This is a genomic window from Xanthomonas sp. F14 (genome assembly GCF_014199865.1).
Genome location: NZ_JACHOM010000004.1, coordinates 67,928 through 91,624, shown reverse-complemented (window position 1 = coordinate 91,624; position 23,697 = coordinate 67,928). Strand labels below are relative to the sequence as shown.

The following is a 23,697-nucleotide window of genomic DNA, read 5'->3' as shown; positions in this document are numbered from 1 at the left end:
AGTGGCTGGCAAGACTTAGGGAGTGGTTGTCAGGCTAGTGCGGACGATGCGGAGAAAGCGGGATGTACACATCGTGCATCCCGCCTCGCTCATCGGCCGCGCTCGTCTGGCGGTTGTGCCGTGGTGTTGATGGCTGCTTTTTTGTTGGAGAAAGGCATGATGCAGTTCCACCGTGCGTTGGTGTTGGGAGCGATGATGGTCGGCATGAGCGGGCCCGCGTTGGCAGAGGCGCCGTTGGCGAAGACGGTGCAGATCTTTGCGCACCGTGGCGCCAGCGCGTTGCGCCCGGAACACACCCTGGCCTCGTATGCCAGGGCGATCGTCGATGGCGCCGATTTTGTCGAGCCGGACCTGGTGTCCACCAAGGATGGTGTGCTGGTGGCGCGTCATGAGAACGAGATCGGCGGCACCACCGATGTGGCCAGCCACCCGGAGTTCGCCGCGCGCAAGACCCGCAAGACCATCGATGGCCAGGCGATGGAAGGCTGGTTCACCGAAGACTTCACTCTTGCCGAATTGAAGACCTTGCGCGCGCGCGAGCGGTTGCCGCAGTTGCGCGGCACGCGTTGGGACGGGCAGTTTCAGATCGTCACCTTCGATGAGATCATCGATTTCGTCGCAGCCGAATCGGCAGCGACCGGGCGCACGATCGGGCTGATTCCGGAGATCAAGCACCCGAGCTATTTCAGTGCGCTGAATCTGGCGATGGAAGACAAGGTGCTGGCGAGCCTGCGTGCGCATGCCTACACGCAGACCGCGCCGGTGGTGATCCAGTCGTTCGAGACCGGCAACCTGCGTTACTTGCGCGGCAAGATCGGGCGCAACAGCACTATTCGCTTGCTGCAGCTGCTGGGCGGCGCGCAGATGGCGCTGCCCGATGCGGGCGTGGGCAACGCGCCGCGCACCTACGCGCAGATGATCACGCCAGAAGGGCTGAAGCAGGTTGCCGGCTATGCCGATGCGATCGGCCCGGACATCCGCAGCATCATTCCGCTGGATGCGCAGCAGCGCCTGGGCACGCCGACCAGCCTGGTGCACGACGCGCATGCGGCAGGACTGCAGGTGCAGCCGTATACCTTCCGCCCGGAGAATTATTTCCTGGCCGCCAACAACCGCAGCAGTGCTGCGGTGACCGAGCGCAACGAGGCCGGCGCATTGGCCGAGTTGAAGGCGTATCTGGATGCCGGTATCGATGCATTCTTTGCCGATGATCCCGGCTTGGCGCGGCGTGCGTTGAGCGAGCGTGCGACGCGTTAAACGTTGGACGCATATGCGGTCTGTAGGAGCGCGCTGGCGCGCGATGGGGCGTTCCCGATAACGCCCCGTCGCGCGCCAGCACGCTCCTACGTCCCAGGTGGCCGTTCGCGTGGCGGGAAGTGCAGCACCACGTTCTGCGAGCCGTCTTCCTGGCGCTGCCACAGCACTGGCACCTGGCGTGGCGGCGGCGGTTCCAGCACGTCGCGTTCGGCGTTGCTGATCTCCCAGGCAGCGTCCTCGTCCTCGTCTTCCCAGCTGTAGCGCGGCCTGGCCTGTTGCGGGTCGCGCAGGCGCAGCAGCAGTGCAGCGATCAGGCCGGCCACTGCGCCGCCCAGATGCGATTGCCAGGATACGCCGGCCTCGTGCGGCAGGATGGTCAGCAACATGCCGCCGTAGAACAGGAAGGCGATCATGCTGGTGGCAATCGCCGGGCGGTCGCGGCGCAGCAGGCCCAGCACGAACACCAGGAACATCAGCCCGTGGGTGACGCCACTGGCGCCCAGATGCCGGCTGCCGGGCTCGCCCAGCAACCACGCGCCCAGCCCCGAACCCAGCCACAGCAACGGCAGCGCCAGGGCGGTGGCACGCGGATATACGCTGCCGGCCAGTGTGCCCAGGATCAGCAGTGCGGCGGCGTTGGCGCCCAGATGCGCGAGCGAGCCGTGCAGCAGCGGCGCGGTGAGGATGCCGAGCAGGCCGTCGGCCTGCAGCGGTGCCACCGCCCAGGCGCGCCAGTCGAACATGCCCTGGGCGGTGAATACCGCCACCAGCAGCAACACGGCAGCCAGGCTGAAGTTGAAGGCACGCAAGACCCGGGAACGATCCAGGCGGCTCTGGGTGGTGGGATCGGGGGCAAGGGAATGCGTTGTCATGCATTCACGGATGGCGGCGTGGTTTTGCCTTTGCAAGCCCTATTTGCGCGGGATAACCGGATCCGGCGGCGGGACAATCCTGCTGCCCGCCGGGCTGATACGAAGCCCGGCAGGCAGGCCGCGGCGGCCAATACCTCACCGCAGTTAGGTGTGGTGGCAACCAGGGCGCGGTCCCAATGCTCCGGTACCGCCTGTGGTGCGCTGCAGCCGAGTCGCGTAATGGGCGACGGAGCCGACGATCACGGCCGAAGACCACGACCGGCCCCAGTGGCGAGAGCCGAAGCGAAACCGCGGCATCCTTTGCACCATCATCTGCAGCCAAGCACAACCCAGATTCCAGATTCCCGATTCCCGATTCCCGATTCCCGATTCCCGATTCCCGATTCCCGAATCCCGAATCCCGAATCCCGAATCCCGGCCGGTCAGTGCCGAGCCGGCTTGGGCGGCCGCAGCAGGCTCAGCACGATGGTGAAGACCAGGATCACGATCACCACCGCCAGCGAGACCAGCACCGGGATCTTGTACAGATCGATGATCATCATCTTGGTGCCGATGAACACCAGGATCACCGCCAGCCCGTACGGCAGCAGGTGGAAGCGGTCGGCCATGCCGGCCAGCAGGAAGAACATCGCGCGCAGACCCAGCACCGCGAATACGTTGGAGGTCAGCACGATGAACGGGTCGGTGGTGATCGCGAAGATCGCCGGGATGCTGTCCACCGCGAAGATCACATCGATCACCGCAATCAGGATCAGCACCACGAACAGCGGGGTAAACCAGCGCTTGCCGTCCTTGATCACGCTCAGCGCATGGCCGTGGTATTGCGGGCTCAGGCGCAGATGGCCGCGCATCCAGCGCAGCACCGGGTTGGCTTCCAGGTCCGGCTCCTTGCCGGCGGAGAACCACATCTTGATGCCGGTCAGCAGCAGGAAGGCGCCGAACGCGTACAGCAGCCAATGGAACTTGGTCAGCAGCACCGAGCCGGCGAAGATCATGATCGCGCGCAGCACGATCGCGCCCAGCACGCCGATGATCAGCACGCGCTGGCGCTGCTCCTCGGGCACGCCGAAGTAGGTCATCACCATCAGGAACACGAAGATGTTGTCGACCGCCAGCGATTTCTCGACCAGGTAGCCGGTCAGGAACTCCAGCCCGATGCGGTCGGCCGCCGCATCGCCCATGCTGCCCTGCAGGTACCACCACAGCCCGGCGTTGAAGGCCAGCGCCAGCAGCACCCAACCGATGCTCCACCAGGTGGCTTCCTTGAAGGTGACCTTGTGGGCACCGCCGTGGCGCATCAGCACCAGATCGACCAACAGCGCCACGATCACCACGATCGCGAAGCCGCCCCATAACCAGACATTGCCAATGGTTTGCATACAAGAATCCCGAAAGTGAAACGACCTGGACAGCCGGTGGGCTGAGGCCTTGTGACACGGAAATCGTGGATTCCGGGTGACGGACCTTCGCCTGCGCGGCGAAGGTCTCGCTCACAACCGGCCGGGCCGGTTGCCGTTGCACCGGAGCGCCTGTTGGCAGGGCTCGTCATGACGGCGACAACGCTGGGAGCTACTCCCCTTCTATGCCCGATTCTGCGTGCCCGGGGCAGGCACGTCAATCCAGCCGGATACAATGGGCGGATGAATACTCCTGTCCCCGTCGTCCGACTCAAGAATGCGTGGCGCTCCAGCCACCCGTGGATCTTCCAGAAGCTGGTGGAAAAGCCCGCCGCCAAGCCCAAACCCGGCACCATCGTCGATGTGGTCGGCGTGGACGGGGAGTGGGTCGGCCGCGGCTTCTACAACGGCCACTCGCGCATCGCCGTGCGCATCCTGGAGACCGACCAGGCGGTGCCGGTGGATGCGGGCTGGTTCTCGCGCAAGATCGCCGCGGCAGTGAGCCTGCGCCGCGACTGGCTCAAGCTCGACGCGGTGTCCGATGCCTGGCGCGTGGTGCATAGCGAAGGCGACGGCCTGTCCGGCCTGGTGGTGGACCGCTATGGCGATCTGGTGGTGGTGGAGTTCTTCGCCGCCGGCATGTTCCGCCACCGCGAATGGATCTACGAGGCGCTGCGCGAGCAGTTCCCGGGCTGCCGTTTCCACAGCTTCGCCGACGAACACGTGCAAAAGCAGGAAAGCTTCGATTTCCACGGCAACACCACCACCGAAGCGTCGGTGATCACCGAGTACGGCATCAAGTTCCGTGCCGACCCGGCCGGTGCGCACAAGACCGGCTTCTTTGCCGACCAGCGCGAGAACCGCCAGTGGCTGAGCGAGCAGGTCGAAGGCAAGAGCGTGCTGGACCTGTGCTGCAACACCGGCGGCTTTGCGGTGTATGCGGCTGCGCGCGGCGCGTCCGAGGTGCTGGGCGTGGACATCGACGAGGACGTGATCGCCATCGCCAAGGGCAACGCCAAGCTCAACAACGTGCGGCCGAAGTTCGTGCAGGCCGACATCTTCCCCTGGCTGCGCGATGCCTCCAACCGCGGCGAGCAGTTCGATGTGGTGATCCTGGACCCGGCCAAGATGACCCGCGACCGCGAGCAGGTGATTCCGGCGCTGAAGAAGTACCTGGACATGAACAAGCTGGCGCTGGGCGTGGTCAAGCCCGGTGGCCTGTTCGCCACCTTCTCGTGCACCGGGCTGGTGGCCGAGCAGGAATTCCTGGACATGCTGCGGCGCGCCTCGTATTTCTCCGGTCGCACCATCCAGATCCTGAAGGTGGCCGGTGCCGGTCCGGACCACCCGTTCATGGCGCACGTGCAGGAATCGCGCTATCTGAAGGCTGTTTTCTGCCGCGTGATCTAGCGCGGCGATCAACCCCTGGAGCGGCCAGTCGATGACAGCGGACGATGAGGAACGCAAGGCGCTGAGCCGGTTGCTGCGCGAGATCGAGCGGCCCCATGCCAGTCTGTTGGCCAGCAACTGGCCGGTGTTCGGCGTGTGGCTGCTGTTCGCCGGCGCCTTCATGTACCTGTTCCAGACCGGTAGCGGCTCGCCGTTGCATCCGTTGCTGCTGGCGCTGGGCTCGACCTGCCTGGGCGTGCTCGGTGCCTGGATCGTGCTGCGCTCGGTATGGGCGCGGCAGTGGCTGCACGTGCGCGAGCACGTCGATGTCGAGAGCGTGCGCGCGCGCCTGGCCGAACTGGGCGATTGAACCCACACCTGGCCCCGCACGCCATCGCCAGGCGAGCGGTCACGGTGGGCCACGCATGGATCCCTGCGTGCGGCTGCAAGCTGGGCGCGGCGTACAGACGTTGGCACTGCGCGCAATGTGGTTCCGTGTGTATTTTTTCAGAGCCGCAATGTGCGCATCGCCTGCGCCGTGGCGCGTGCAGTACGCGTGCCGCAAGCCGTTATGATCCGGTGACCCCCACCTGGCTGTGAGATCGCATGCACCTGCACACGCTGTCTCTGTCTGTCTCGCTGTTGCTCGCCACCGCGCTGCCTGCCCACGCGCTGGAGTTTTCCAAGGCCGAACTGGCGCGCGCCACGGCGCTGCAACAGCGCCTGGTCACGCTGGATTCGCATCTGGACACGCCGGCCAACCTGGAGCGTCCCGATTTCGACGTGTTGCAGGCGCATGCCGGCAACCGGCTGTCGCAGGTGGATTATCCGCGCATGGTCGAAGGCGCGCTGGATGGCGGCTTCTGGGCGGTCTACACCGCGCAGGGCAATCGCAGTGCGGCCGCGCACCTGGACGATCGCGATGCCGGTCTGCAGCGGCTGTTGAAGATCCACACGCTGCTGGCCGCGCAACCGCAGCGCTTCGCCTTCGCCACCACGCCCGCCGATGCCGCGCGCATCAAGGCCGATCGCAAGCGCGTGGTGTACATCAGCATGGAAAACGCCAGCCCGCTGGTGGCCGACCCCACGCTGCTGCGCTTCTATTACGCGCAGGGCCTGCGCCTGATGAGCACCGTGCATTTTCTCAACAACGAGTTCGCCGACTCGGCCACCGACCCCAAGGGGCCGGAGTGGAAGGGCCTGAGCCCGGCCGGCAAGCAACTGGTGCAACAGGCGCAGGCGCTGGGCATCGTGATCGATCAATCGCATGCCTCCGATGCGGTGTTCGACCAGTTGATCGCACTGTCGCCGGTGCCGATCGTGCTCTCGCACAGCGGCGCGCGTGCGGTGTTTAACCATCCGCGCAATATCGACGACGCGCGGCTGAAGGTGCTGGCCGAGCACGGCGGGGTGATCCAGGTGAATTCCTACGGCGGCTATCTGGTCGATAGCGGCGCCAGCCCCGAGCGCAAGGCCGCCGAGAAGGCGCTGACCGAGCAATACGGCGGCTGGGAGCACATCAAGATCGCCGACGGCACGGCCCTGAGCGCCGCGCTCAAGGAGCTGGATGCGCGCTACCCGATCAAGCGCGCCACCGAGGAGGATTTCTTCGCCCATCTGGAGCATGTGCTCAAGGTGGTCGGGCCCGAGCACGTGGGCATCGGCATGGACTGGGACGGCGGCGGTGGCGTGGTCGGCCTGGAAGACGTCTCCGACCTGCCGCGCATCACCGCCTGGCTGCTGCGCAAGGGCTACACCGAGCAGCAGATCGCCGGCATCTGGGGCGGCAACCTGCTGCGGGTGATGGGGCAGGCGCAGGCGTATGCGGTGGGGAATCGGGAATCGGGAGTGGGGAGGTAGTGCTGGGATTGGGGAGTCGGGATTCGGGATTCGCAAGGCCGAGGCGGTCTGTCGTGCGGGGCTGGGTGCTGCGTCGGCGCTGGCTGTCGGCCCGGTAGTTACTTGGCCGGGTGACCGCGCGGTATCGGGTCGGCCAGCTCTGCACCAGCATGGTTGCTGCAGCGTTCCGAGCCTCGCACACGCTCGGGACACCTGATGTGGATTTGGGCAGTTGCACAAAAACCGGTGTGTGCCTGCCCGCAGACAGGCGGCAGGCTGACGATGCTTCCGGGAAAAAGCTCCAACTAGAATGCGCCGACCCCTGTGTGGTGCCGGTGCCAGCACTGCGCGCCGGTGGGCCCACCGACTGCTGGAGCGTGCGATGACCCAAGCCACCCGGCCACTGCCGCCCACCGATGGCATGGCCCCGACCTACCGCAAGATCCTGTGGCGGCTGATCCCGTTCCTGTTCGTCTGCTACCTGTTCAACTACCTGGACCGGGTCAACGTGGGCTTCGCCAAGCTGCAGATGCTCGGCGATCTGGGCATGAGCGAGACCGTGTACGGGCTGGGTGCGGGCATCTTCTTCATCGGCTACCTGGCCTGTGGGGTGCCGAGCAATCTGATCCTGCAGCGCATCGGTGCGCGCCGCTGGGTGGCGATCATGATGGTCAGCTGGGGCCTGCTGTCGACCTGCCTGATGTTCGTGCGCACGCCTGCCGGCTTCTACACCCTGCGCCTGCTCACCGGCGCGGCCGAGGCTGGCTTCTTCCCCGGCATCGTGCTGTACCTGACGCGCTGGTTCCCGCGCGCCCAGCATGGCCGGGTCATGACCGTCTTCATGTCGGCCATCCCGATCTCCGGCGTGCTGGGCGGGCCGTTGTCGGGCTGGATCCTCGGCCATTTCTCGGCCGGGCAGGGTGGCCTGGCCGGCTGGCAATGGATGTTCCTGCTGCAGGGCCTGCCGACCGTGCTGTTGGGCATCGGGGTGTGGTTCCTGCTCAGCGATGGCGTGCAGCAGGCGACCTGGCTGGACCCGCAGGAGAAGCAGGCACTGACCCGCGCGCTGGCCGCCGACGAAGCCGGCAAGCCGGCCGGCGCCTCCAGCTCGCTGGGCGCGGTGCTGCGCAGCCCGGCGGTATGGATGCTGGGCACGGTGTACTTCTGCATCCAGAGCGGGGTGTATGCGATCAACTTCTGGCTGCCTTCGATCATCCAGGGCAGCGGCGTCACCGACCCGACTCGGATCGGCCTGATGAGCGCCATCCCGTACCTGGCCGCAGCGGTGTTCATGCTGCTGATGGGGCGCTCGGCCGACCGCCGCCGCGAGCGCCGCTGGCATCTGGTGATCCCGTTGCTGATGGGGGCGGCCGGGCTGTGCATCGCCGCCAGCGTCACCGACAACCTGGCTCTGGCCCTGTTCGGCATGACCCTGGCCACGATGGGCGCGGTCAGTGGGCTGCCGTTGTTCTGGCCGCTGACCAACGGCTTTCTCACCGCCGCCGCCGCGGCCGGTGGGCTGGCGCTGATCAACTCCACCGGCCAGGTCGCCGGCTTCGTCAGCCCGTACCTGGTGGGCTGGATCAAGGACGCCACCCACAGCACCGAGCTGGCGCTGTACGTGCTGGCCGGGGCCATGCTGCTGGGCGCCGCGCTGGTGCTGCGGGTGCCGGCACGCGCGGTGAACCAGTGATGCGTCCGTCCCAGCGAGTGTGCCCATGAAGATCGTCATCGCCCCCGATTCCTACAAGGAAAGCCTGTCCGCGCTGGAGGTGGCCACCCAGATCGAGGCCGGCTTCCGCGAGGTGTTCCCCGACTGGCAGTACCGCAAGGTGCCGGTGGCCGATGGCGGCGAAGGCACGGTCGATGCGCTGGTGGCCGCCACCGGCGGGCGGGTGATCGACTGCAAGGTCAGCGGCCCGCTCGGCACCCCGGTGCAGGCGTTCTTCGGCCTGACCGGCGACGGCCGCACCGCGGTGATCGAAATGGCCGCCGCCAGCGGCCTGGCACTGGTGCCGCCGGCCGAGCGCGCGCCGCTGCGCACCAGTACCGCGGGCGTGGGCGAGTTGATCCTGGCCGCGCTGGATGCCGGCGCGCGGCGCTTCATCATCGGCATCGGCGGCAGCGCCACCAACGACGGCGGCGCCGGCCTGGCGCAGGCGTTGGGCGTGCGGCTGCTGGATGCGCAGGGCGAGGCGATCGGCCCCGGTGGCGGCGCGCTGGCGACGCTGGCGCGGATCGATACCCAGGACCTGGACCGGCGGCTGCAGGACTGCCAGTTCGAAGTGGCCTGCGATGTGGACAACCCGCTGATCGGCCCGACCGGCGCTTCGGCGGTATTCGGCCCGCAGAAGGGTGCCACCCCCAGCATGGTGCGCCAGCTCGACAGCAACCTGCAGCGCTACGCCGATGTGCTGCAACGCGACCTGGGACTGCGCCTGCACGACCTGCCCGGCGGCGGTGCGGCCGGCGGCCTGGGCGCGGCGCTGGTGGCCTACCTGGGTGCGCAGTTGCGGCCCGGGGTGGAGATCGTCGCGCAGGCGCTCGGGCTGGATGCCCTGGTCGCCCAGGCCGATCTGGTCATCACCGGCGAAGGCCGCCTGGACAGCCAGAGCCTGCACGGCAAGACCCCGGTGGGCGTGGCGCGGCTGGCGCAACGACACGGCAAGCCGGTGATCGCCATCGCCGGTTGCCTGGGCAACGGCGCCGCGCTGCTGCATGGGCACGGCATCGACGCGATGTTTGCGGTGGTGCATCGCGCCTGCACGGTGGAGCAGGCGCTGGCCGAAGCCGCCAGCAACGTGCGCATCGCCGCCCACAATGTGGCCGCGGCGCTGCAGCTGGGCCAGGCCTTGGCGCAGTTGCCTGCGCGTGCAGCCACGCGCTGACGGCAGCGCGCGGGATGCCGTGCGCAGGCTGTGCCACGCGGTCGCCACGTGATCCACTGATGCTGCCTGCCTGCCTGCCTGCCTGCCTGCCTGATGCATGCGCGCAGCACAGGACGGGGCACCGCCATGCAGCACCGAACATGCCACCGTGTCCTCCCCGATCGCGCCAACAGACCCCACGCCCATGCTCACGCTCGACCGCACCCTGGCGCAGTCCATCGTCGACCGCGCGATGACCATCATCGACGGCAACGTCAATGTGATGGACCACACCGGCGTCATCATCGCCAGCGGCGAGCCGGCGCGCATCGGTCAGCTGCACGAGGGTGCGCTGCTGGTACTGTCCAGGCAGGGCCGGGTGGAGATCGACGCGGCGCTGGCCCAGCAGCTGGATGCGGTTCGCCCGGGCGTCAACCTGCCGCTGATCGCCGATGGCCGCATCGTCGGCTGCGTCGGGCTGACCGGCGACCCGCAGCGGATCGGGCAACAGGCCGAACTGGTGCGCATGGCCGCCGAAGCGATGCTGGAACAGGCCGGCCTGCTGCGCCTGCTGGCCCGCGATGCGCGCCTGCGCGAGGAAGTCACGCTCGGCCTGATCCGCGCCGACGGGCCGACCCCGGCACTGGCCGGCTGGGCCGAACGGCTCGGCATCGCGCTCGACCTGCCGCGCGTGGCGGCGGTGATCGAAGTGGAAAGCGACACCCTCGACCTGGACGCGATGCTGGTGGAACTGCAGCGCCTGCACACACTGCTGTCCACGCCCGAACGCGGCAACCTGATCGCCGCCACCGCGCTCAACGAACTGGTGGTGCTCAAGCCCGCACTGGACCGCCGCGGCCACTGGGATGTGGACGAACAACGCCGCCGCGCCCACACCTTGCTCGAGCGCATGCGCGCCAGCAGCCCGCTGCGGATCCGCCTCGCGCTGGGGCAGTACTTCCCGCAGCCCGGCGGGCTGGCGCTGTCGCACCAGATCGCGCGCACCACCATGCGCATCGGCAAGGCGCGCGCGCCGCAGGCCGATGCGTTCTTCTACGACGACCATCGCCTGCCGGTGCTGGTGGACGACCTGCGCCAGGCCTGGCAGGCCGAGGAACTGCGCAAGCCGCTGCAGGCGCTGCTGGCCCAGGACCGCCGCGGCGACCTGGTGCAGACGCTGTCGGTGTGGTTCGGCGCCGGCATGCGCATGGCGCCCACCGCCAAGGCACTGGCCATCCACCGCAATACGCTGGATTACCGCATGCAGCGCATCGCGGAACTCTGCGGCGTGGACCTGCGCAATACCGACGACTGCGTGCGCCTGTATCTGGCCCTGCAGATGCGCGACGACAGCGCGGCAAGCGGGACCGAGCCCATCCAGTGACGGAGCGTGTGGGCTGCGCACAAGGCATCTTCTGTGCGATGGCGCACGCAACGCTGCGTTAGCAGGTATGTTCGGTCCGCTAGACTGAGCGGATTGCCCGGGGGACCAAGCGAGCATTTCATTGAGCCACTGCGACGCCGTCGTGTCATCCACCTCCCGCGAGGCCGAGCGGCTGTCGCGTCTGGCGCTGTTGCAGGTCGTCGATACCGATGCCGAGCCGTTCTTCGATGCGCTGGCCGCCGCCGCGCAGGCGATCGCCGGCACGCCGATCGCGCTGGTGTCGCTGGTGGACGAACATCGCCAATGGTGGAAGGCCAATATCGGCCTGCCCGATGCCAGCGAAACCCCACGCGAACTCGCGTTCTGCGCCTACACCATCCAGGACGATGCGGTGATGGAAGTACGCGATGCGCCGGCCGATCCGCGCTTTCGCGACAATACGCTGGTCACCGATGCGCCGGGGATCCGTTACTACGCCGGTGCGCCGATCGTGTTGTCCGACGGCTTGCGCATGGGCACGGTGTGCGTGATCGACCAGCGCCCGCGCGCGCTGGAACCGGCGCAACTGGCCGCCTTGCAGCAGCTGGCCCGGGTTGCCGCCGAAGGCCTGGAGCAGCGCCGGCTGATGCTGGAACGCCAGGCCGCCAACGAACAGCTGCAGCAACGCCTGCGCGAGAGCGAGGCGTTCCTGGAGCGCACCGGCCGGGTTGCCGGCGTCGGCGGCTGGGAAGTGGACGTGGCCAGCGGCACCCTGACCTGGTCGGACCAGACCTGCCGCCTGCACGATCTGCCGGCCGGCTACCGGCCGACCCTGGCCGAAGGGATCGGCTTCTACCCGCTCGATGCGCGCGCGGTGATCACCGAAGCGGTCGAGGCCTGCGTGCGCGATGGCACGCCCTGGGATCTGGAACTGCCGCTGGTCAGCGCCACCGGCCGGCAGCTGTGGGTGCACAGCACCGGCTCGATGGAGCATGTGGACGGACGCACCCGTCTGATCGGCGCGATCCAGGACGTCACCGACCGCCATCGCGCGGTGGATGCGCTGGCCGCCAGCGAACGCAAGTTCCGCAACATGTTCCAGTACAGCCTGGGCCTGATCTGCACCCACGACATGGATGGCCGCCTGATCAGCGTCAATCCGGCCGCCGCACGCTCGCTGGGCCGCAGCGTGGAGGGCATGGAAGGCCGCTCGTTGCTGGAATTCGTCCGCCCCGAGCTGCATGCCGCCCTGCACGGCTATCTGTCGCGGATGGTGCTCGACGGCCAGGACGCCGGCGTGATCGAGCTGGTCGCCAGCGATGGCAGCCTGCGCCACTGGCAGTACCGCAACGTGCTGGACGTGGAGGCCGACGCCACCATCGTGCTGGCGCACGCCCAGGACATCACCAACCAGTACCAGCAGGAGAAGCAACTGCTGGAATGGTCGTTCACCGACCCGCTCACCAACTGCTACAACCGCCGCTTCCTGGACGAGCTCGACAAGCGCGACCCCAGCGTGCGCTGGGGCTGCATCGTGGTGGATCTGGACAAGTTCAAGCTGGTCAACGACACCCATGGCCACCAGCGCGGGGACGAGGTGCTGGTGCAGATGGCCTGGTTCCTCAACCAGCCGCTGCGCACCCAGGACCGTCTGGTCCGCCTGGGCGGCGACGAATTCCTGGTGCTGCTGCATCAACCCACCCAGCCGCAGCTGGCGGCCCTGGTGCGCGACTACATGGCCGCCATCGACGAGGCGCCAATCCGGTTCACCCTGGGTACCGCCCTGCGCAACGACGGCGAGGCGCTGGCGGCAGTGGTCGACCGCGCCGACCACTCGCTGTATGCGCTGCGCCGGGCGCGCCGCGGCACCGGCCTCAGCGACCAGCGCGAATAACGCGCGCTTTGCTGCTGCAAGCGGCCACTGCCGAAGCTGATCGGCGGCTGACCCCGTCTTCCGTCCGGCGCCCGCAGACGTGTCAGGTGAATACGCGATCGCCTATCATGTAACCGTTTTCAACTACATGGTTTGGAATGGACACCTTCGATCGCACCCAGCTCAGCCCCAAGTGGCAGTTCCGTTTCGATTTCTTCGACCGGCACGGTGGCCCCAAGGACCCCAGTTACAAGAACGCACTGAAGACCTTGAGCTTTGGTGAGAAGGTCAAGGTCGGCATGAACTTCTATGCCTTCTTCTTCGGCGTCATCTACTTCTTCATCATCGGCCTGTGGCGCAAGGCGTTGAGCCTGATCGGCATCAGCGTCGTGGTGAGCATCGTGGCCTCGTTCCTGCCGGCCGCGTTTCAGAATGTGCTGTGGCTGCCGCTGTCGTTGTTGACCGGCATGATCGCCAACTACGCCTATTACCTGGACAAGGTGAAGGGCAGCACCAGCTGGAACCCGTTCGAAGGCATGCGCTGGATCTGAAGCAACTGCGTCACCGGTGCGTCGGCCCCTCCCGCCGCCACGCCAGCGTCGCCAAGCCCGGTCACTGACCGGGCTTTTTTTATGGGCCAACCAAGCCCCGGGAACCAAGCCCCTCTCCCCCGGGGCGATAAGGCACAGCGTGCGCGCCACTGGCGCGCGCTTGGGAGCGCCCGCGCTGCCAGCGCGGGCCGGGGCGCAGAGCGGGGGGATGAGGTGAGGGTCCGGCCCCCTGATACGCGACACGCCCAGGCGCACCTCTCTCAGCCAACCGCGTGCGACGCAGCCAGATCACCCCAAGCCGACTCATCCGTCAGCACAACTGACACGCTTCAAAACTGCTGCACCCGGCCACGCGCAACAGCCTGATTCAAAACGCCTAAAACGCCGAAAAACTGCCAGACCCCGCACACTTTGCTGCGCCGCGGTGTGCAGCCGCAGGTCGGGAATGCTTAATCTTTGCCAACCGATGACACAAAGTGGTACCGGATTTAGATCGATCCAAGTACGCCATTCCCCGCAAGTGTTTGAAAAAGAGAAAGTCTTTCCGTCGTACCACCGCCCTCGACGAGACGCTTCAATGACCGATTACCGCCGTTGTCGCCCGCAGCTGCTGTCCCGTGCCGTGCTGCTCGCATTGCTGTCGCCCCTGTCCGCCCTGGCCCAGCAGGCCGGTGCCCCGCAACAACTCGATGCCGTCACCGTGACCGGTTCGCGCATCAAGCGCGTCCAGGCCGAAGGGCCGGCGCCGGTGCAGATCATCGGGTCCGAGGAGATCCGCAGCCGCCTGTTCAGCCCGGTCGGACGCGAGATCGCGGCAGAATACGTGTTCGATTTCTGAGCCGCTGCCCACCTGTCGCAAGCCGCCGCCAGGTGGCTATCGACCGGTCGCCGCGTCTGGGGCGTCGGCACGCGTCATCCACCTGCGGCCTCGGCCGCTCTCTCCCCCGAGGTGTCCTGCATGCCCTTCGCCGTTGCATCCGATCGCTCTTCGTCGCATTTCCCATCAACGCCGCGGTGGCGCCGCGCCGCCGCCGGCCTGTGCCTGCTCGGCATGGCGGTGTGCGCGCCGCTGGCCGCGCAGGACCCGGCGCAGGTCAACACCTTCATCGGCAGCAAGGACGACGGCAACACCTTCCCCGGTGCCTCGGCGCCGTTCGGCCTGGTCCAGGTCAGCCCGATCGGCGCGCACTACGCCGGCTGGCGCTACGACGACCCCAGCATCCGCGGCTTCGGCCACTCGTTCCTATCCGGGGCCGGCTGCTGGGAGCAGGGCGGGCAGGTCTCGGTGCTGCCGGTCACCGGCCGCATCGGCCCGGGCGGCGATTTCGACACCGGTGACGCCAAGGCCTTCGACCAGAAGCGCTACGCCGCCCGCTACACCCATGACGGCGAAGTCGGCCAGGCCGGCTACTACAAGGTGCGGCTGACCGACTACGGCGGCATCGACGCCGAAGCCACTGCGCTCACCCGCGCCGCCGCCGAGCGCTACACATTCGCCCCCGGCGCCGACACCGGCCATGTGCTGGTCAACCTGGGCCAGGCCAACGACCGCCACGTGGTGATCGGCAGCCAGCTGCAGGTGGTCGGCGACCGCGTGGTCGAAGGCAAACTGACCACGCAAAGTTTCTGCGGCGGCCACGAATACACCACCTGGTTCCGGCTGGAATTCGACCGCCCGTTCACCGCGCACGGGGTCTGGGGCGAAGACGGCGGCGTGCCCGACGCGCGCCACGGCATGGGCGGCGAACTCAAGCCCAATGGTGCCTGGCTCAGTTTCCCGCTGGGCAACGACAAGAACGCGCGCGCAGTGACCGTGGTCAGCGCCATCTCGCACGTGGATGCCGAAGGTGCCCGCAACAACCTGCGCGCCGACGGCATGCTCGGCGGCAAGCTGCTGGGCCTGGAGCAGATGCGCCAGCGCGCGCAACAGGCCTGGCGCAAGCAGCTGGCCAGCCTGCAGCTGGATGGCGCCAGCAACGACGATCGCAGCGTGGCCTACACCGCGCTGTATCACGCCCTGCTGCAGCCGCTGACCGGCAGCGATGCCGATGGCCGCTATCGCGGCTTCGACGATGCGATCCACCGCGCCGATGGCTGGACCTACTACGAGTATTTCTCGCTGTGGGACACCTATCGTTCGCAGAACCAGCTGCTCGCCTTGCTGCAGCCGGCGCGCGCGCGCGACATCGGCCGCTCGCTGCTGGCGATCCATCAGCAAGGCGGCTGGCTGCCGCGCTGGGGCTATGCCAACTTCGATACCAACATCATGACCGGCGACCCGGTGACCCCGTTCCTGGTCGACCTGTGGCGCTTCGGCGCGCTGCAGGACAACCAGGCGCAGGCGTACGCAGCGCTGCGCCAGAACGCCTTCGAACAACCGCCAATCAACTCGCGCCACGCCGGCCGCTCCGGCAACGCCAGCTACCTGTCCAACGGCTTCGTGCAGTACGACCGCGCGTTTCCGTCCAAGGGCATGGACGTGGACCCGCACCACGGCGGCTCGGCCACGCTGGAATACGCGCTGGCCGACTGCGCGCTGGCACAGATGGCGCAGGCACTCGGCCACCCCGACGACAGCGCGCTGCTGCGCAAACGCGGCGGCAACTGGCACAACGTCTGGGACGCCGGCGTGCGCGATGCCGACACCGGCTTCAGCGGCTTTCCACGGCCGCGGCTGGAAGACGGCAGCTGGTACGCCCCCTCGGACGATCGCTACAGCCCGCGTTCGCAGCACGGCTTCCACGAAGGCACCGCCTGGCAATACCAGTGGCTGGTGCAGCAGGACATCCCCGGCATGCTGCAGGCCATGCACGGCAGCGAGCAGGCCGGCCAACGCCTGGATGCCTTCTTCGCCTACGACGACCTGCTGAAGGACCCGCTCAACGCCGCGCGCACGCACTGGGTGGTCGGCCCGTACAGCTACTACAACCAGTACCGCTACAACCCCAACAACGAGCCGGACCTGCACGCCCCGTGGATGTACACGTTGATCGGCCAGCCGTGGAAGACCGCCACCGTGGTGCGCGCCGCCCAGCAGCTGTTCACCAATGCGCCCAACGGCGTCACCGGCAACGACGACCTCGGCACGATGTCGGCCTGGTACCTGTTCAGTGCCCTGGGCCTGTATCCGGCGGTGCCGGGCAGCGGGCAGTTCCTGCTGCATGCCCCACGCTTCAAGCGGGCCACGCTGGACCTGGGCAACGGCAAGCGCCTGCGCATCGACGCCCCCGGCGCCGACGGCCGCGCGCTGCAATACGTGGACAGCGTGCGTTTCAACGGCACACCGCAGCGGCAGGTGTTCCTGGACTGGGCCCAGCTGCAGCAGGGCGGCACGCTGTCGTTCGCGCTGACCAGGCAGCCCCCGACCCAGGGCTGGGGCACGCAGGCGGATGCACTCCCAACCTCGTTCTGCGCCACGCCTGCAGCCACGCCTTGAGCCAACGCTCCTCCCCGGGTTGCGGGGAGTGCGAGGGAAAGCCCTGACGTCGCCGGAGCATGAGCTAAAGCCCCTCTCCTGCGGGGCGATAAGGCACAGCTTGCGCGCCACTGGCGCGCGTGCCTGGGAGCGCCCGCGCCGCATGCGTGGGCCGGGGCGCGGAGCGTGGGTGGGGTGAGGGTAGGGAGCGGAGCCCCTGACCAAGTTGGATAACACCAGGCGTCGCCCGTCCCCTCATCCAGCCCCTCGGGCCACCTTCTCCCGATGGGAGAAGGCAGTGGTCAGCGTGCATCCGCAAGCCGTCGTGCAGCACGGGACGGCTACCGCCAGGACTTTCCCATCGACGATTCAAGCTTGAAGGCGCGTGGCGACGCGTTCGTCAGGCATGGCACTGAAAGATATCTGGGGCGCCCCTCATCCGGCCCCTCGGGCCACCTTCTCCCGATGGGAGATGGAACTAGCCAACCTTCGCCAACCGGCTATTCCGCCGCCCATAGGCCACATACACCACCACGCCCAATACGTTCCAGACCAGGAACCAGCCCTGCGTGGTGCTGGGCAGGCTCCAGAACAGGTACAGGCAGCCCAGGATCGCCACCGGCCCCACAACCCACGCCAGCGGCGTGCGGAAAGCCCGCGCACGCGTCGGCTCGCGCACGCGCAGCACCAGCAGGCACGCCGCCACTGCGGTGAACGCAGCCAGGGTGCCGGCGTTGGCCAATGCGGCAATTTCATCCAGGCGTGCCACACCGGCCAACGCGGCCACCAGCACCGCCGTGAACAAGGTGATCGCCACCGGTGTGCCGGTGCGCGCGTTGACCTTGGACAAGCCGCGCGGCAACAGGCCATCGCGCGACATCACGAAGAAGATGCGGCTCTGCCCGTACAGAAACGCCAGCAGCACCGTCGGCAGCGCGATGATCGCCACCGCGCCGATCACCAACGCCGCCTTGCCGTGGCCGAGTTCGCGCATGATCAGTGCCAACGGCTCGGGGCTCTTGCCAAACACGGTGAAGCTCATCGCGCCCACCGCCGACAACGCCACCAGCACATAGATCAGCGTGCAGCCGATCATCGAACCGACGATGCCGATCGACAGATCGCGGCCCGGGTTCTTGGTTTCCTCGGCCGCGGTGGAAATCGCATCGAAGCCATAGAACGCGAAGAAGATGATCGCCGCCGCCGCCATCACCCCGCGCTCCACGCCATCCGGGCCCGCGGTCTTGGGGAAGCCATACGGCATGAACGGCTGCAGGTTGGCACTGTCGAAGGCCGGCAACGCGATCGCCACGAACACACCCAGCGCCACGATCTTCAGCACCACCAGCACCGCATTGAGCGTGGCGCTTTCCTTGGTGCCGGCCATCAGCATGCCGGCCACCAGGAAGGTGATCACCACCGCCGGCAGATTGACGATGCCGCCGGCGTGCGGCCCGGCCACCAGGGCATGCGGCAGGTTGACCCCCAACCACTGCAGGAAGCCGACGAAATAGCCCGACCAGCCCACCGCCACCGTACTCACCACCAGCGAGTACTCCAGCACCAGGCTCCAGCCCACCACCCAGGCGATGCTCTCGCCGAGCGCGGTGTAGCTGTAGGTGTAGGCGCTGCCGGCGGCCGGCATCATCGTGGCCATCTCCGCATACGCCAGTGCCGCGCAGGCGCACACGATGCCGGCGGCCACAAACGACAGCAGCACCGCCGGGCCGGCCTTGTCCGCGCCCACCCCGATCAACGTGTAGATGCCGGTGCCGACGATCGCGCCGATACCCAGCGCGATCAGATGCGGCCAACTCAGGCTGCGGACCAGTTGCCGACCGGCCTCGTGCACGGTGACCTGATCGATGGATTTGCGCCTGAGCCAAGACGACATGCGGACCTCGCGGGAATCAAAGAATTCCCGAGTGTCGCCCAACGCGCTGCAGCAAAGCTATCGGTCCGAGGTCATGCGTCGGTGCGGGCAGGGCAGCGCAGGCACGCCCACCGCCTGCTGTGAGCGCGCGCCACACCTCGCCGTTCCCTGGTCAAACGCGACCGCCCCGCACAATCCCGCTCACTCAACCGACGGGCGATGCGGTGGACGCACATGGCGATAGACCAACTGCACCGCCCACGCGCCCACCAGACCCACCGCACCGGCGGCAAAGTGGGTCCAGTCGAGCAGGCGTGGCGCCGCCCCGTTGGCATCATGCCCCCAGAAGTTGAACCACAGCAGCACCAATGCGGTAACCCCGATCCCGATCCAGAACCACAGCCGCGTGCCGCCGATCGCATAGAACCCGAACGGCAACGCCGCACCGATCAAAAAGTGCACCGGGAAGAAATACGCCGTGCCATACGGCCGCATCAGGTACCACACGATTGCCGCAAAGCTGCCGAGAAACGCGAACAGGCCCAGCGCGAACAGACGGGTTTGGTTGGTGGCAGTGGTCATCAGCTGGCCTGGCAGGAACGAAGCCCCACCCTAGCCATGCGCAGGTCACGTTGAGGTCAATGCGCTGCGAGCAGCCTGCAACTCCATCACCGTGGCGGTGTCTGGCCCGCTTCGCGCAGCGGTTGCAGGCATCTGCGCGAAGTGGCCCCGACGTGCTGCGTTGGCGCAGTGCGCGCGCCCCCAACTGCGCCCTGCAGCCGCCGCCGGCCGGCAAGCCACTGACGCAGCCCCTGCGACCGGCCCGGCTACACTGCGCACATGTCATCCGAATCCCTGATCCTTCTCGGACTGCTCGTCGCAGTCCTGGTGTTGCAGCTGATCGCGCTGCTGCGACGTCCTTCCACCAGCGGCCTGGAGCTGGCGCTGCGCGCCGAGCAGCGCGACGGCCGCGGCGAATTGCGCGAACAACTCGAAGGCCTGGCGCGGCAGCAGGACAGCCGCCTGGAAACCTTCGCGCGCAATCTCACCGAACTGTCCACGCGCACCGACCAGCGCCTGGACCTGTTGCGCGATGCGCTCGGCGAAGACGCCCGCAAGGCCCGCGAAGAAAGCGCCCTGGCGCAACAACGCACCGGCGAATTGCTGACGCTGCGGCTGACCGAATTGCGCACCCAGCTCGACGGCTTCGGCCAGCAGCAGGAAACCCGCATCCAGGTGTTCGGCCAGCAACTGACCGAGCTGATCGCACGCACCGACACCCACATGGCCGCCCTGCGCGATGCGCTGGCCGAAGATTCCCGCAAGGGCCGGCAAGAGGCCGGCGAGTCGCAGCAGCGCTTCACCGAGGCCTTGGGCCAACGTCTGACCGAACTCACCCAGCGCAACGAACTGCGCATCGGCGAAATGCGCGCCACGCTGGAACAACAGCTGGCCAACCTGCAGAACGACAACGCCAGCAAGCTCGAACTGATGCGCGCCACCGTCGACGAAAAACTGCAGACCACGCTCAATACGCGCCTGGATGCCTCCTTCAAGCTCGTTTCCGAACGCCTGGAGCAGGTGCAGCGCGGCCTGGGCGAAATGCAGCAGCTGGCCACCGGCGTGGGCGATCTCAAGCGCGTGCTGACCAACGTCAAGGACCGCGGCGGCTGGGGCGAGGTGCAGCTGGAGAACATCCTCGAGCAGACGCTGACGATGGAGCAGTACGCGCGTAGCGTGCGGGTCAGGCCCGACAGCGCCGAAGCGGTGGATTTTGCGATCCGCCTGCCGGGGCGTGGCGACGACACCGTGGTGTGGCTGCCGGTCGATGCCAAGTTCCCGCGCGAGGACTACGAGCGCCTGATCGATGCGCAGGAAAAGGGCGACCTGGACGCGATCAAGAATTCGACCGCGCAGCTGGAGCGCGCCATCCGCATCCAGGCCAAGTCGATCAGCGACAAGTACGTCTGCCCGCCGCAGACCACTGACTTCGCAGTGATGTTCCTGCCGACCGAAGGCCTGTACGCCGAAGTGATCCGTCGCGCCGGCCTGGTCGACCTGCTGCAGCGCGAACATCGCGTGGTGCTGGCCGGCCCGACCACGTTCACCGCCCTGCTCAACAGCCTGCAGATGGGCTTCCGCACGCTGGCGATCGAGAAGCGCTCCAGCGAGGTCTGGCAGGTGCTGGGCGCGGTGAAGAGCGAGTTCGGCAAGTTCGCCGGCATTCTCGAAAAGGCCGAGCGCCAGATCAGCACGGTCGGCAAGAGCCTGGGCGAAGCCAGCCGCAAGACCCGCACCATCGAACGCCGCCTGCGCGGCGTGGAAACCCTGGCCAGCGAGCAGTCCCAAGCGTTGCTGGACGATCCCGGCAGCGACGACACCGGAAGCAGCAGCGAAGACGACAGCAACGACGAGCAGGAGTAATCCGTTGCGTAAGGCGATGCCACACGCCATGACGTAGGAGCGCACCCGGGCGCGACCAGGCATTACCGATAACGCCTCATCGCGCCCGGGTGCGCTCCTACCAACGCAGGCCTCCGGCGCCGATAGCGAGCACGCCGCGCAGACATCGCCACCGCGATGCTGGTACCCACCTGGTTCAAGACGAGAGTTTCAACATGGCAACCCGATGGATCCACGCAGTGCTCTGCGCGCTGCTGTTGACCGCATGCAGCAATACCCCGGCGGCCAGGTCGGACGCTGCGGCGGACGCCCCGCAGGCTCCGCGCGCCGTTTCTGCCGACGCTGCCGACTGCACGGCAAAGGGCGGGCAGCTGCGTCCGGTCGGCCGCATGCAGACGGTGCGTTGCGTGGTGCCGTATGCCGACGCCGGCAAGACCTGCAGTGACAACTCCGACTGCCGCGGCGATTGCCTGGCCACCAGCATCGTGCCGACCGGCACCGCGACCTCCGGCACCTGCCAGCGCGACAGCGACCGCTTCGGTTGCCGCCAGGAAGTGGTCGGCGGCATGGGCCAGGCCGCGTTGTGCATCGATTGATGGCTGCGAACAGGGTCAAGCGCGCGCACGGGCCGATCAGCCGATCGGGCCGTGCGCGTCGCGACAGATAACTGCAAGCGCCATGAGCCAGCGGCATCGCTCGCTCCACCCTGGCGGTTTATGCTCTCGGCTCTACCTGTCCAGGACGCACCGATGAGCCAGACGCTGTACGACATCCCTGTGGCCCGCATCGACGGTGAGCCCGCCACGCTGGCCGACTATCGCGGCAAGGTGTTGCTGGTGGTCAACGTCGCCTCCAAGTGCGGACTGACCCCGCAGTACGAAGGCCTGCAAGCGCTGTATCGCGACAAGCAGGCACAGGGGCTGGAAGTGCTGGGCTTTCCGGCCAACGACTTCAAGGGACAGGAGCCGGGCAGCGAGGCGGAGATTGCGCAGTTCTGCCAGCTCACCTACGACGTGAGCTTTCCGATGTTCTCCAAGATCGCCGTCACCGGCGCCGAAACCCATCCGCTGTATCAGGCATTGACCAACGCCCGCCCGCAAGCCACCGGCGATGGCCCGATGCGCGAGAAGCTGGCCGGCTACGGCATCGCACCCAACCCGGCACCGGGCGTGTTGTGGAACTTCGAGAAATTCCTGATCGGCCGCGACGGCCAGGTCATCGATCGCTTCGCCCCCGACGTGCCGGCAGACGATGCGCGCCTGCGTGCAGCGGTGGATGCGGCGCTGGCGGCGTAGCACCTGGTGCGGTGGCGAACTGATTTGATCCGCGTCGCTGCGATCGCTGTTTATATTGCCGGTGATCCGCGCCATCTAAGGGAAGGCCTTGCAGGCGGAGTTCCCTCCACGCGAGATCGTGGCCCGGACGGTGCTCCAGCTACCCCAGCCGCCACCGTCAGCCGGAAGGCCGTAAAAGACCAGCGCACAAAAAAGCCCGGGATCGCTCCCGGGCTTTGTATTCATCCAAACCGCAAGCTCAACAGATCAACGGATCCACTGCGGGATCGGCATCGCATCCACCGGCACGGTGCTGTCCTTGTCCTCGCGCAGGTAGTCGGGCAGCTCGTTGTCCTTCTCGCGATGGCTGCGCAGATCGCGCACGATCTGGTAGTTGCGGCGCTGCATCCACGCATCGCGGGTCAGCGCGTACTCGTCCGGTGCCTGGTCGCGCAGCGAATCCAGCGACATCAGTTGCGAGCGCGTATCCACCAGCTGCAGACCCTGCAGGGCGAAGCGCGCACCGCTGTCGTCGACCTGGCGCAACGGCGACAGCGGAATGTCGCCGCCCAGGCCGAAGGTATCGCGCACGGTGCGCGGGCCGAACAGCGGCAACTCGAAGTAGCGCGAATTGCGCCAGCCCCACACGCCCAGGGTCTGGCCGAAGTCCTCGCTGCGGCGCGGAATGCCGGCCGCGGAGGCCGGGTCGAACAGACCGGCCACGCCCAGCGTGGAATTCATCACGAAGCGGCCCAGCGACTGCACCGCATACACCGGGTGGCCCTGCAGCAGCTGATTGACCATGGTCAGCGGCGTGCCGAGATTGTCGAAGAAGTTGGTCACGCCCAGGCGGGCCGGACGCGGCACCACCTTGGTGTAGCCGGTGGCCAACGGACGCGCCACGCCGCGGTCCACCGCCAGGTTGAAGCGGTGCATGCCGCGGTTGTAGCGCTCCCACGGATCGTAGGACGGCGCGTCACCGGGCTGTGCCGGTGCACCGTTGGCGCCGGCCTGCGGGGTGGTGGGGCCGTAGAGCGCAGCGAAGTCGTCCTCGGCCGAGGTAGGGGCACCGGCCGTGCCGGCATCGGCGCTGGTCTGCTCGGCAGGCGCCGCCGCGGTGGCCGGCAGGGCGTCGGGGGCGGCAAAGCCGGCGGCGGCCGGCTGCGCGGTCACACCGGCATCGTCGCGTGCCGGCGCGGGCGTCGCATCCGGGGCGGGCGCGGCAGCGGCCGCAGGCGGTGCGGGCTTTGGAGCATGGCTGGCACAGGCGCCAAGCAGCAGGCAGGCCAACAGGGAAAGGGGGCGAAGCTGGGTCATGGGGTGG

The 23,697-nt window shown here is 67.6% G+C and carries 19 protein-coding genes; 14 read left to right on the top strand and 5 right to left on the bottom strand.

The features are described 5' to 3' along the window. The first annotated feature begins 156 nt into the window (after positions 1-156). Positions 157-1,257, top strand: a complete 1,101-nt coding sequence (locus GGR73_RS14475) for a glycerophosphodiester phosphodiesterase (RefSeq protein WP_184457559.1) — start codon at positions 157-159, stop codon at positions 1,255-1,257. An 86-nt stretch (positions 1,258-1,343) separates the two neighbouring features. Here the strand turns inward: GGR73_RS14475 and GGR73_RS14470 are convergent, their stop codons facing one another. Both GGR73_RS14470 and GGR73_RS14465 read right to left on the bottom strand, forming a co-directional pair. Further along, positions 1,344-2,129, bottom strand: a complete 786-nt coding sequence (locus GGR73_RS14470; protein WP_104569400.1) for a rhomboid family intramembrane serine protease — start codon at positions 2,127-2,129, stop codon at positions 1,344-1,346. A 422-nt stretch (positions 2,130-2,551) separates the two neighbouring features. Continuing rightward, positions 2,552-3,508: a TerC family protein gene (locus tag GGR73_RS14465; protein ID WP_184457557.1), complete on the bottom strand. Its 957-nt coding sequence runs from the start codon at positions 3,506-3,508 to the stop codon at positions 2,552-2,554. A 261-nt stretch (positions 3,509-3,769) separates the two neighbouring features. Between GGR73_RS14465 and GGR73_RS14460 the strand changes: the two genes are divergently transcribed. The 10 genes from GGR73_RS14460 to GGR73_RS14415 all read left to right on the top strand — a co-directional run bounded on the left by GGR73_RS14460 (position 3,770) and on the right by GGR73_RS14415 (position 16,844). After that, on the top strand, positions 3,770-4,936 hold the full coding sequence (locus GGR73_RS14460) for a class I SAM-dependent rRNA methyltransferase (protein WP_024939159.1): 1,167 nt from the start codon (positions 3,770-3,772) through the stop codon (positions 4,934-4,936). 31 nt (positions 4,937-4,967) lie between these two features. Next, complete coding sequence (locus GGR73_RS14455; RefSeq protein ID WP_039816449.1) at positions 4,968-5,285, top strand: membrane protein; 318 nt, start codon at positions 4,968-4,970, stop codon at positions 5,283-5,285. Positions 5,286-5,521: 236 nt separating this feature from the next. Beyond that, positions 5,522-6,775, top strand: coding sequence for a dipeptidase (locus GGR73_RS14450; RefSeq protein WP_102582256.1), 1,254 nt, complete (start codon positions 5,522-5,524; stop codon positions 6,773-6,775). A 361-nt stretch (positions 6,776-7,136) separates the two neighbouring features. Next, positions 7,137-8,447, top strand: coding sequence for an MFS transporter (locus tag GGR73_RS14445; protein ID WP_184457555.1), 1,311 nt, complete (start codon positions 7,137-7,139; stop codon positions 8,445-8,447). Positions 8,448-8,472: 25 nt separating this feature from the next. Next, entirely contained in the window at positions 8,473-9,642 is a 1,170-nt protein-coding gene (locus GGR73_RS14440) for a glycerate kinase family protein (protein WP_184457553.1), read from the top strand. Positions 9,643-9,826: 184 nt separating this feature from the next. Further along, positions 9,827-11,005: a sugar diacid recognition domain-containing protein gene (locus GGR73_RS14435; protein ID WP_102252987.1), complete on the top strand. Its 1,179-nt coding sequence runs from the start codon at positions 9,827-9,829 to the stop codon at positions 11,003-11,005. 142 nt (positions 11,006-11,147) lie between these two features. Beyond that, complete coding sequence (locus GGR73_RS14430) at positions 11,148-12,878, top strand: sensor domain-containing diguanylate cyclase (RefSeq protein WP_372469989.1); 1,731 nt, start codon at positions 11,148-11,150, stop codon at positions 12,876-12,878. Positions 12,879-13,015: 137 nt separating this feature from the next. After that, the gene (locus tag GGR73_RS14425) at positions 13,016-13,408 is read left to right on the top strand and encodes a DUF2628 domain-containing protein (RefSeq protein WP_016902101.1); all 393 of its coding nucleotides are present in this window, start codon (positions 13,016-13,018) and stop codon (positions 13,406-13,408) included. A 577-nt stretch (positions 13,409-13,985) separates the two neighbouring features. Further along, positions 13,986-14,246, top strand: a complete 261-nt coding sequence (locus GGR73_RS14420; protein ID WP_238601112.1) for a hypothetical protein — start codon at positions 13,986-13,988, stop codon at positions 14,244-14,246. A 120-nt stretch (positions 14,247-14,366) separates the two neighbouring features. After that, the gene (locus GGR73_RS14415) at positions 14,367-16,844 is read left to right on the top strand and encodes a GH92 family glycosyl hydrolase (protein ID WP_184457551.1); all 2,478 of its coding nucleotides are present in this window, start codon (positions 14,367-14,369) and stop codon (positions 16,842-16,844) included. A 457-nt stretch (positions 16,845-17,301) separates the two neighbouring features. On the opposite strand, the gene GGR73_RS14410 is transcribed toward GGR73_RS14415, so the two are convergent. Both GGR73_RS14410 and GGR73_RS14405 read right to left on the bottom strand, forming a co-directional pair. Next, entirely contained in the window at positions 17,302-18,717 is a 1,416-nt protein-coding gene (locus GGR73_RS14410) for an amino acid permease (protein ID WP_039518183.1), read from the bottom strand. 180 nt (positions 18,718-18,897) lie between these two features. Beyond that, positions 18,898-19,278, bottom strand: a complete 381-nt coding sequence (locus GGR73_RS14405; protein ID WP_104591313.1) for a hypothetical protein — start codon at positions 19,276-19,278, stop codon at positions 18,898-18,900. A gap of 306 nt (positions 19,279-19,584) precedes the next feature. Between GGR73_RS14405 and rmuC the strand changes: the two genes are divergently transcribed. The 3 genes from rmuC to GGR73_RS14390 all read left to right on the top strand — a co-directional run bounded on the left by rmuC (position 19,585) and on the right by GGR73_RS14390 (position 22,394). After that, positions 19,585-21,120: a DNA recombination protein RmuC gene (rmuC, locus tag GGR73_RS14400; RefSeq protein ID WP_184457941.1), complete on the top strand. Its 1,536-nt coding sequence runs from the start codon at positions 19,585-19,587 to the stop codon at positions 21,118-21,120. A gap of 170 nt (positions 21,121-21,290) precedes the next feature. Then, the gene (locus GGR73_RS14395; RefSeq protein ID WP_184457939.1) at positions 21,291-21,695 is read left to right on the top strand and encodes a hypothetical protein; all 405 of its coding nucleotides are present in this window, start codon (positions 21,291-21,293) and stop codon (positions 21,693-21,695) included. Positions 21,696-21,848: 153 nt separating this feature from the next. Then, the gene (locus GGR73_RS14390) at positions 21,849-22,394 is read left to right on the top strand and encodes a glutathione peroxidase (protein WP_126966914.1); all 546 of its coding nucleotides are present in this window, start codon (positions 21,849-21,851) and stop codon (positions 22,392-22,394) included. Between the two features lie 246 nt (positions 22,395-22,640). Here the strand turns inward: GGR73_RS14390 and GGR73_RS14385 are convergent, their stop codons facing one another. Further along, on the bottom strand, positions 22,641-23,690 hold the full coding sequence (locus GGR73_RS14385; RefSeq protein WP_047129784.1) for an MlaA family lipoprotein: 1,050 nt from the start codon (positions 23,688-23,690) through the stop codon (positions 22,641-22,643). Positions 23,691-23,697 lie beyond the last annotated feature (7 nt).

What these genes read in the sequence shown, in the direction of transcription:
- GGR73_RS14385 (WP_047129784.1), bottom strand. Translation starts at nt 23,690, where the DNA reads ATGACCCAGCTTCGCCCCCTTTCCCTGTTGGCCTGCCTGCTGCTTGGC.
- GGR73_RS14410 (WP_039518183.1), bottom strand. Translation starts at nt 18,717, where the DNA reads ATGTCGTCTTGGCTCAGGCGCAAATCCATCGATCAGGTCACCGTGCAC.
- GGR73_RS14465 (WP_184457557.1), bottom strand. Translation starts at nt 3,508, where the DNA reads ATGCAAACCATTGGCAATGTCTGGTTATGGGGCGGCTTCGCGATCGTG.
- GGR73_RS14470 (WP_104569400.1), bottom strand. Translation starts at nt 2,129, where the DNA reads ATGACAACGCATTCCCTTGCCCCCGATCCCACCACCCAGAGCCGCCTG.
- GGR73_RS14455 (WP_039816449.1), top strand. Translation starts at nt 4,968, where the DNA reads ATGACAGCGGACGATGAGGAACGCAAGGCGCTGAGCCGGTTGCTGCGC.
- GGR73_RS14415 (WP_184457551.1), top strand. Translation starts at nt 14,367, where the DNA reads ATGCCCTTCGCCGTTGCATCCGATCGCTCTTCGTCGCATTTCCCATCA.
- GGR73_RS14460 (WP_024939159.1), top strand. Translation starts at nt 3,770, where the DNA reads ATGAATACTCCTGTCCCCGTCGTCCGACTCAAGAATGCGTGGCGCTCC.
- GGR73_RS14405 (WP_104591313.1), bottom strand. Translation starts at nt 19,278, where the DNA reads ATGACCACTGCCACCAACCAAACCCGTCTGTTCGCGCTGGGCCTGTTC.
- GGR73_RS14450 (WP_102582256.1), top strand. Translation starts at nt 5,522, where the DNA reads ATGCACCTGCACACGCTGTCTCTGTCTGTCTCGCTGTTGCTCGCCACC.
- GGR73_RS14475 (WP_184457559.1), top strand. Translation starts at nt 157, where the DNA reads ATGATGCAGTTCCACCGTGCGTTGGTGTTGGGAGCGATGATGGTCGGC.
- GGR73_RS14435 (WP_102252987.1), top strand. Translation starts at nt 9,827, where the DNA reads ATGCTCACGCTCGACCGCACCCTGGCGCAGTCCATCGTCGACCGCGCG.
- GGR73_RS14440 (WP_184457553.1), top strand. Translation starts at nt 8,473, where the DNA reads ATGAAGATCGTCATCGCCCCCGATTCCTACAAGGAAAGCCTGTCCGCG.
- GGR73_RS14390 (WP_126966914.1), top strand. Translation starts at nt 21,849, where the DNA reads ATGAGCCAGACGCTGTACGACATCCCTGTGGCCCGCATCGACGGTGAG.
- GGR73_RS14445 (WP_184457555.1), top strand. Translation starts at nt 7,137, where the DNA reads ATGACCCAAGCCACCCGGCCACTGCCGCCCACCGATGGCATGGCCCCG.
- GGR73_RS14425 (WP_016902101.1), top strand. Translation starts at nt 13,016, where the DNA reads ATGGACACCTTCGATCGCACCCAGCTCAGCCCCAAGTGGCAGTTCCGT.
- GGR73_RS14420 (WP_238601112.1), top strand. Translation starts at nt 13,986, where the DNA reads ATGACCGATTACCGCCGTTGTCGCCCGCAGCTGCTGTCCCGTGCCGTG.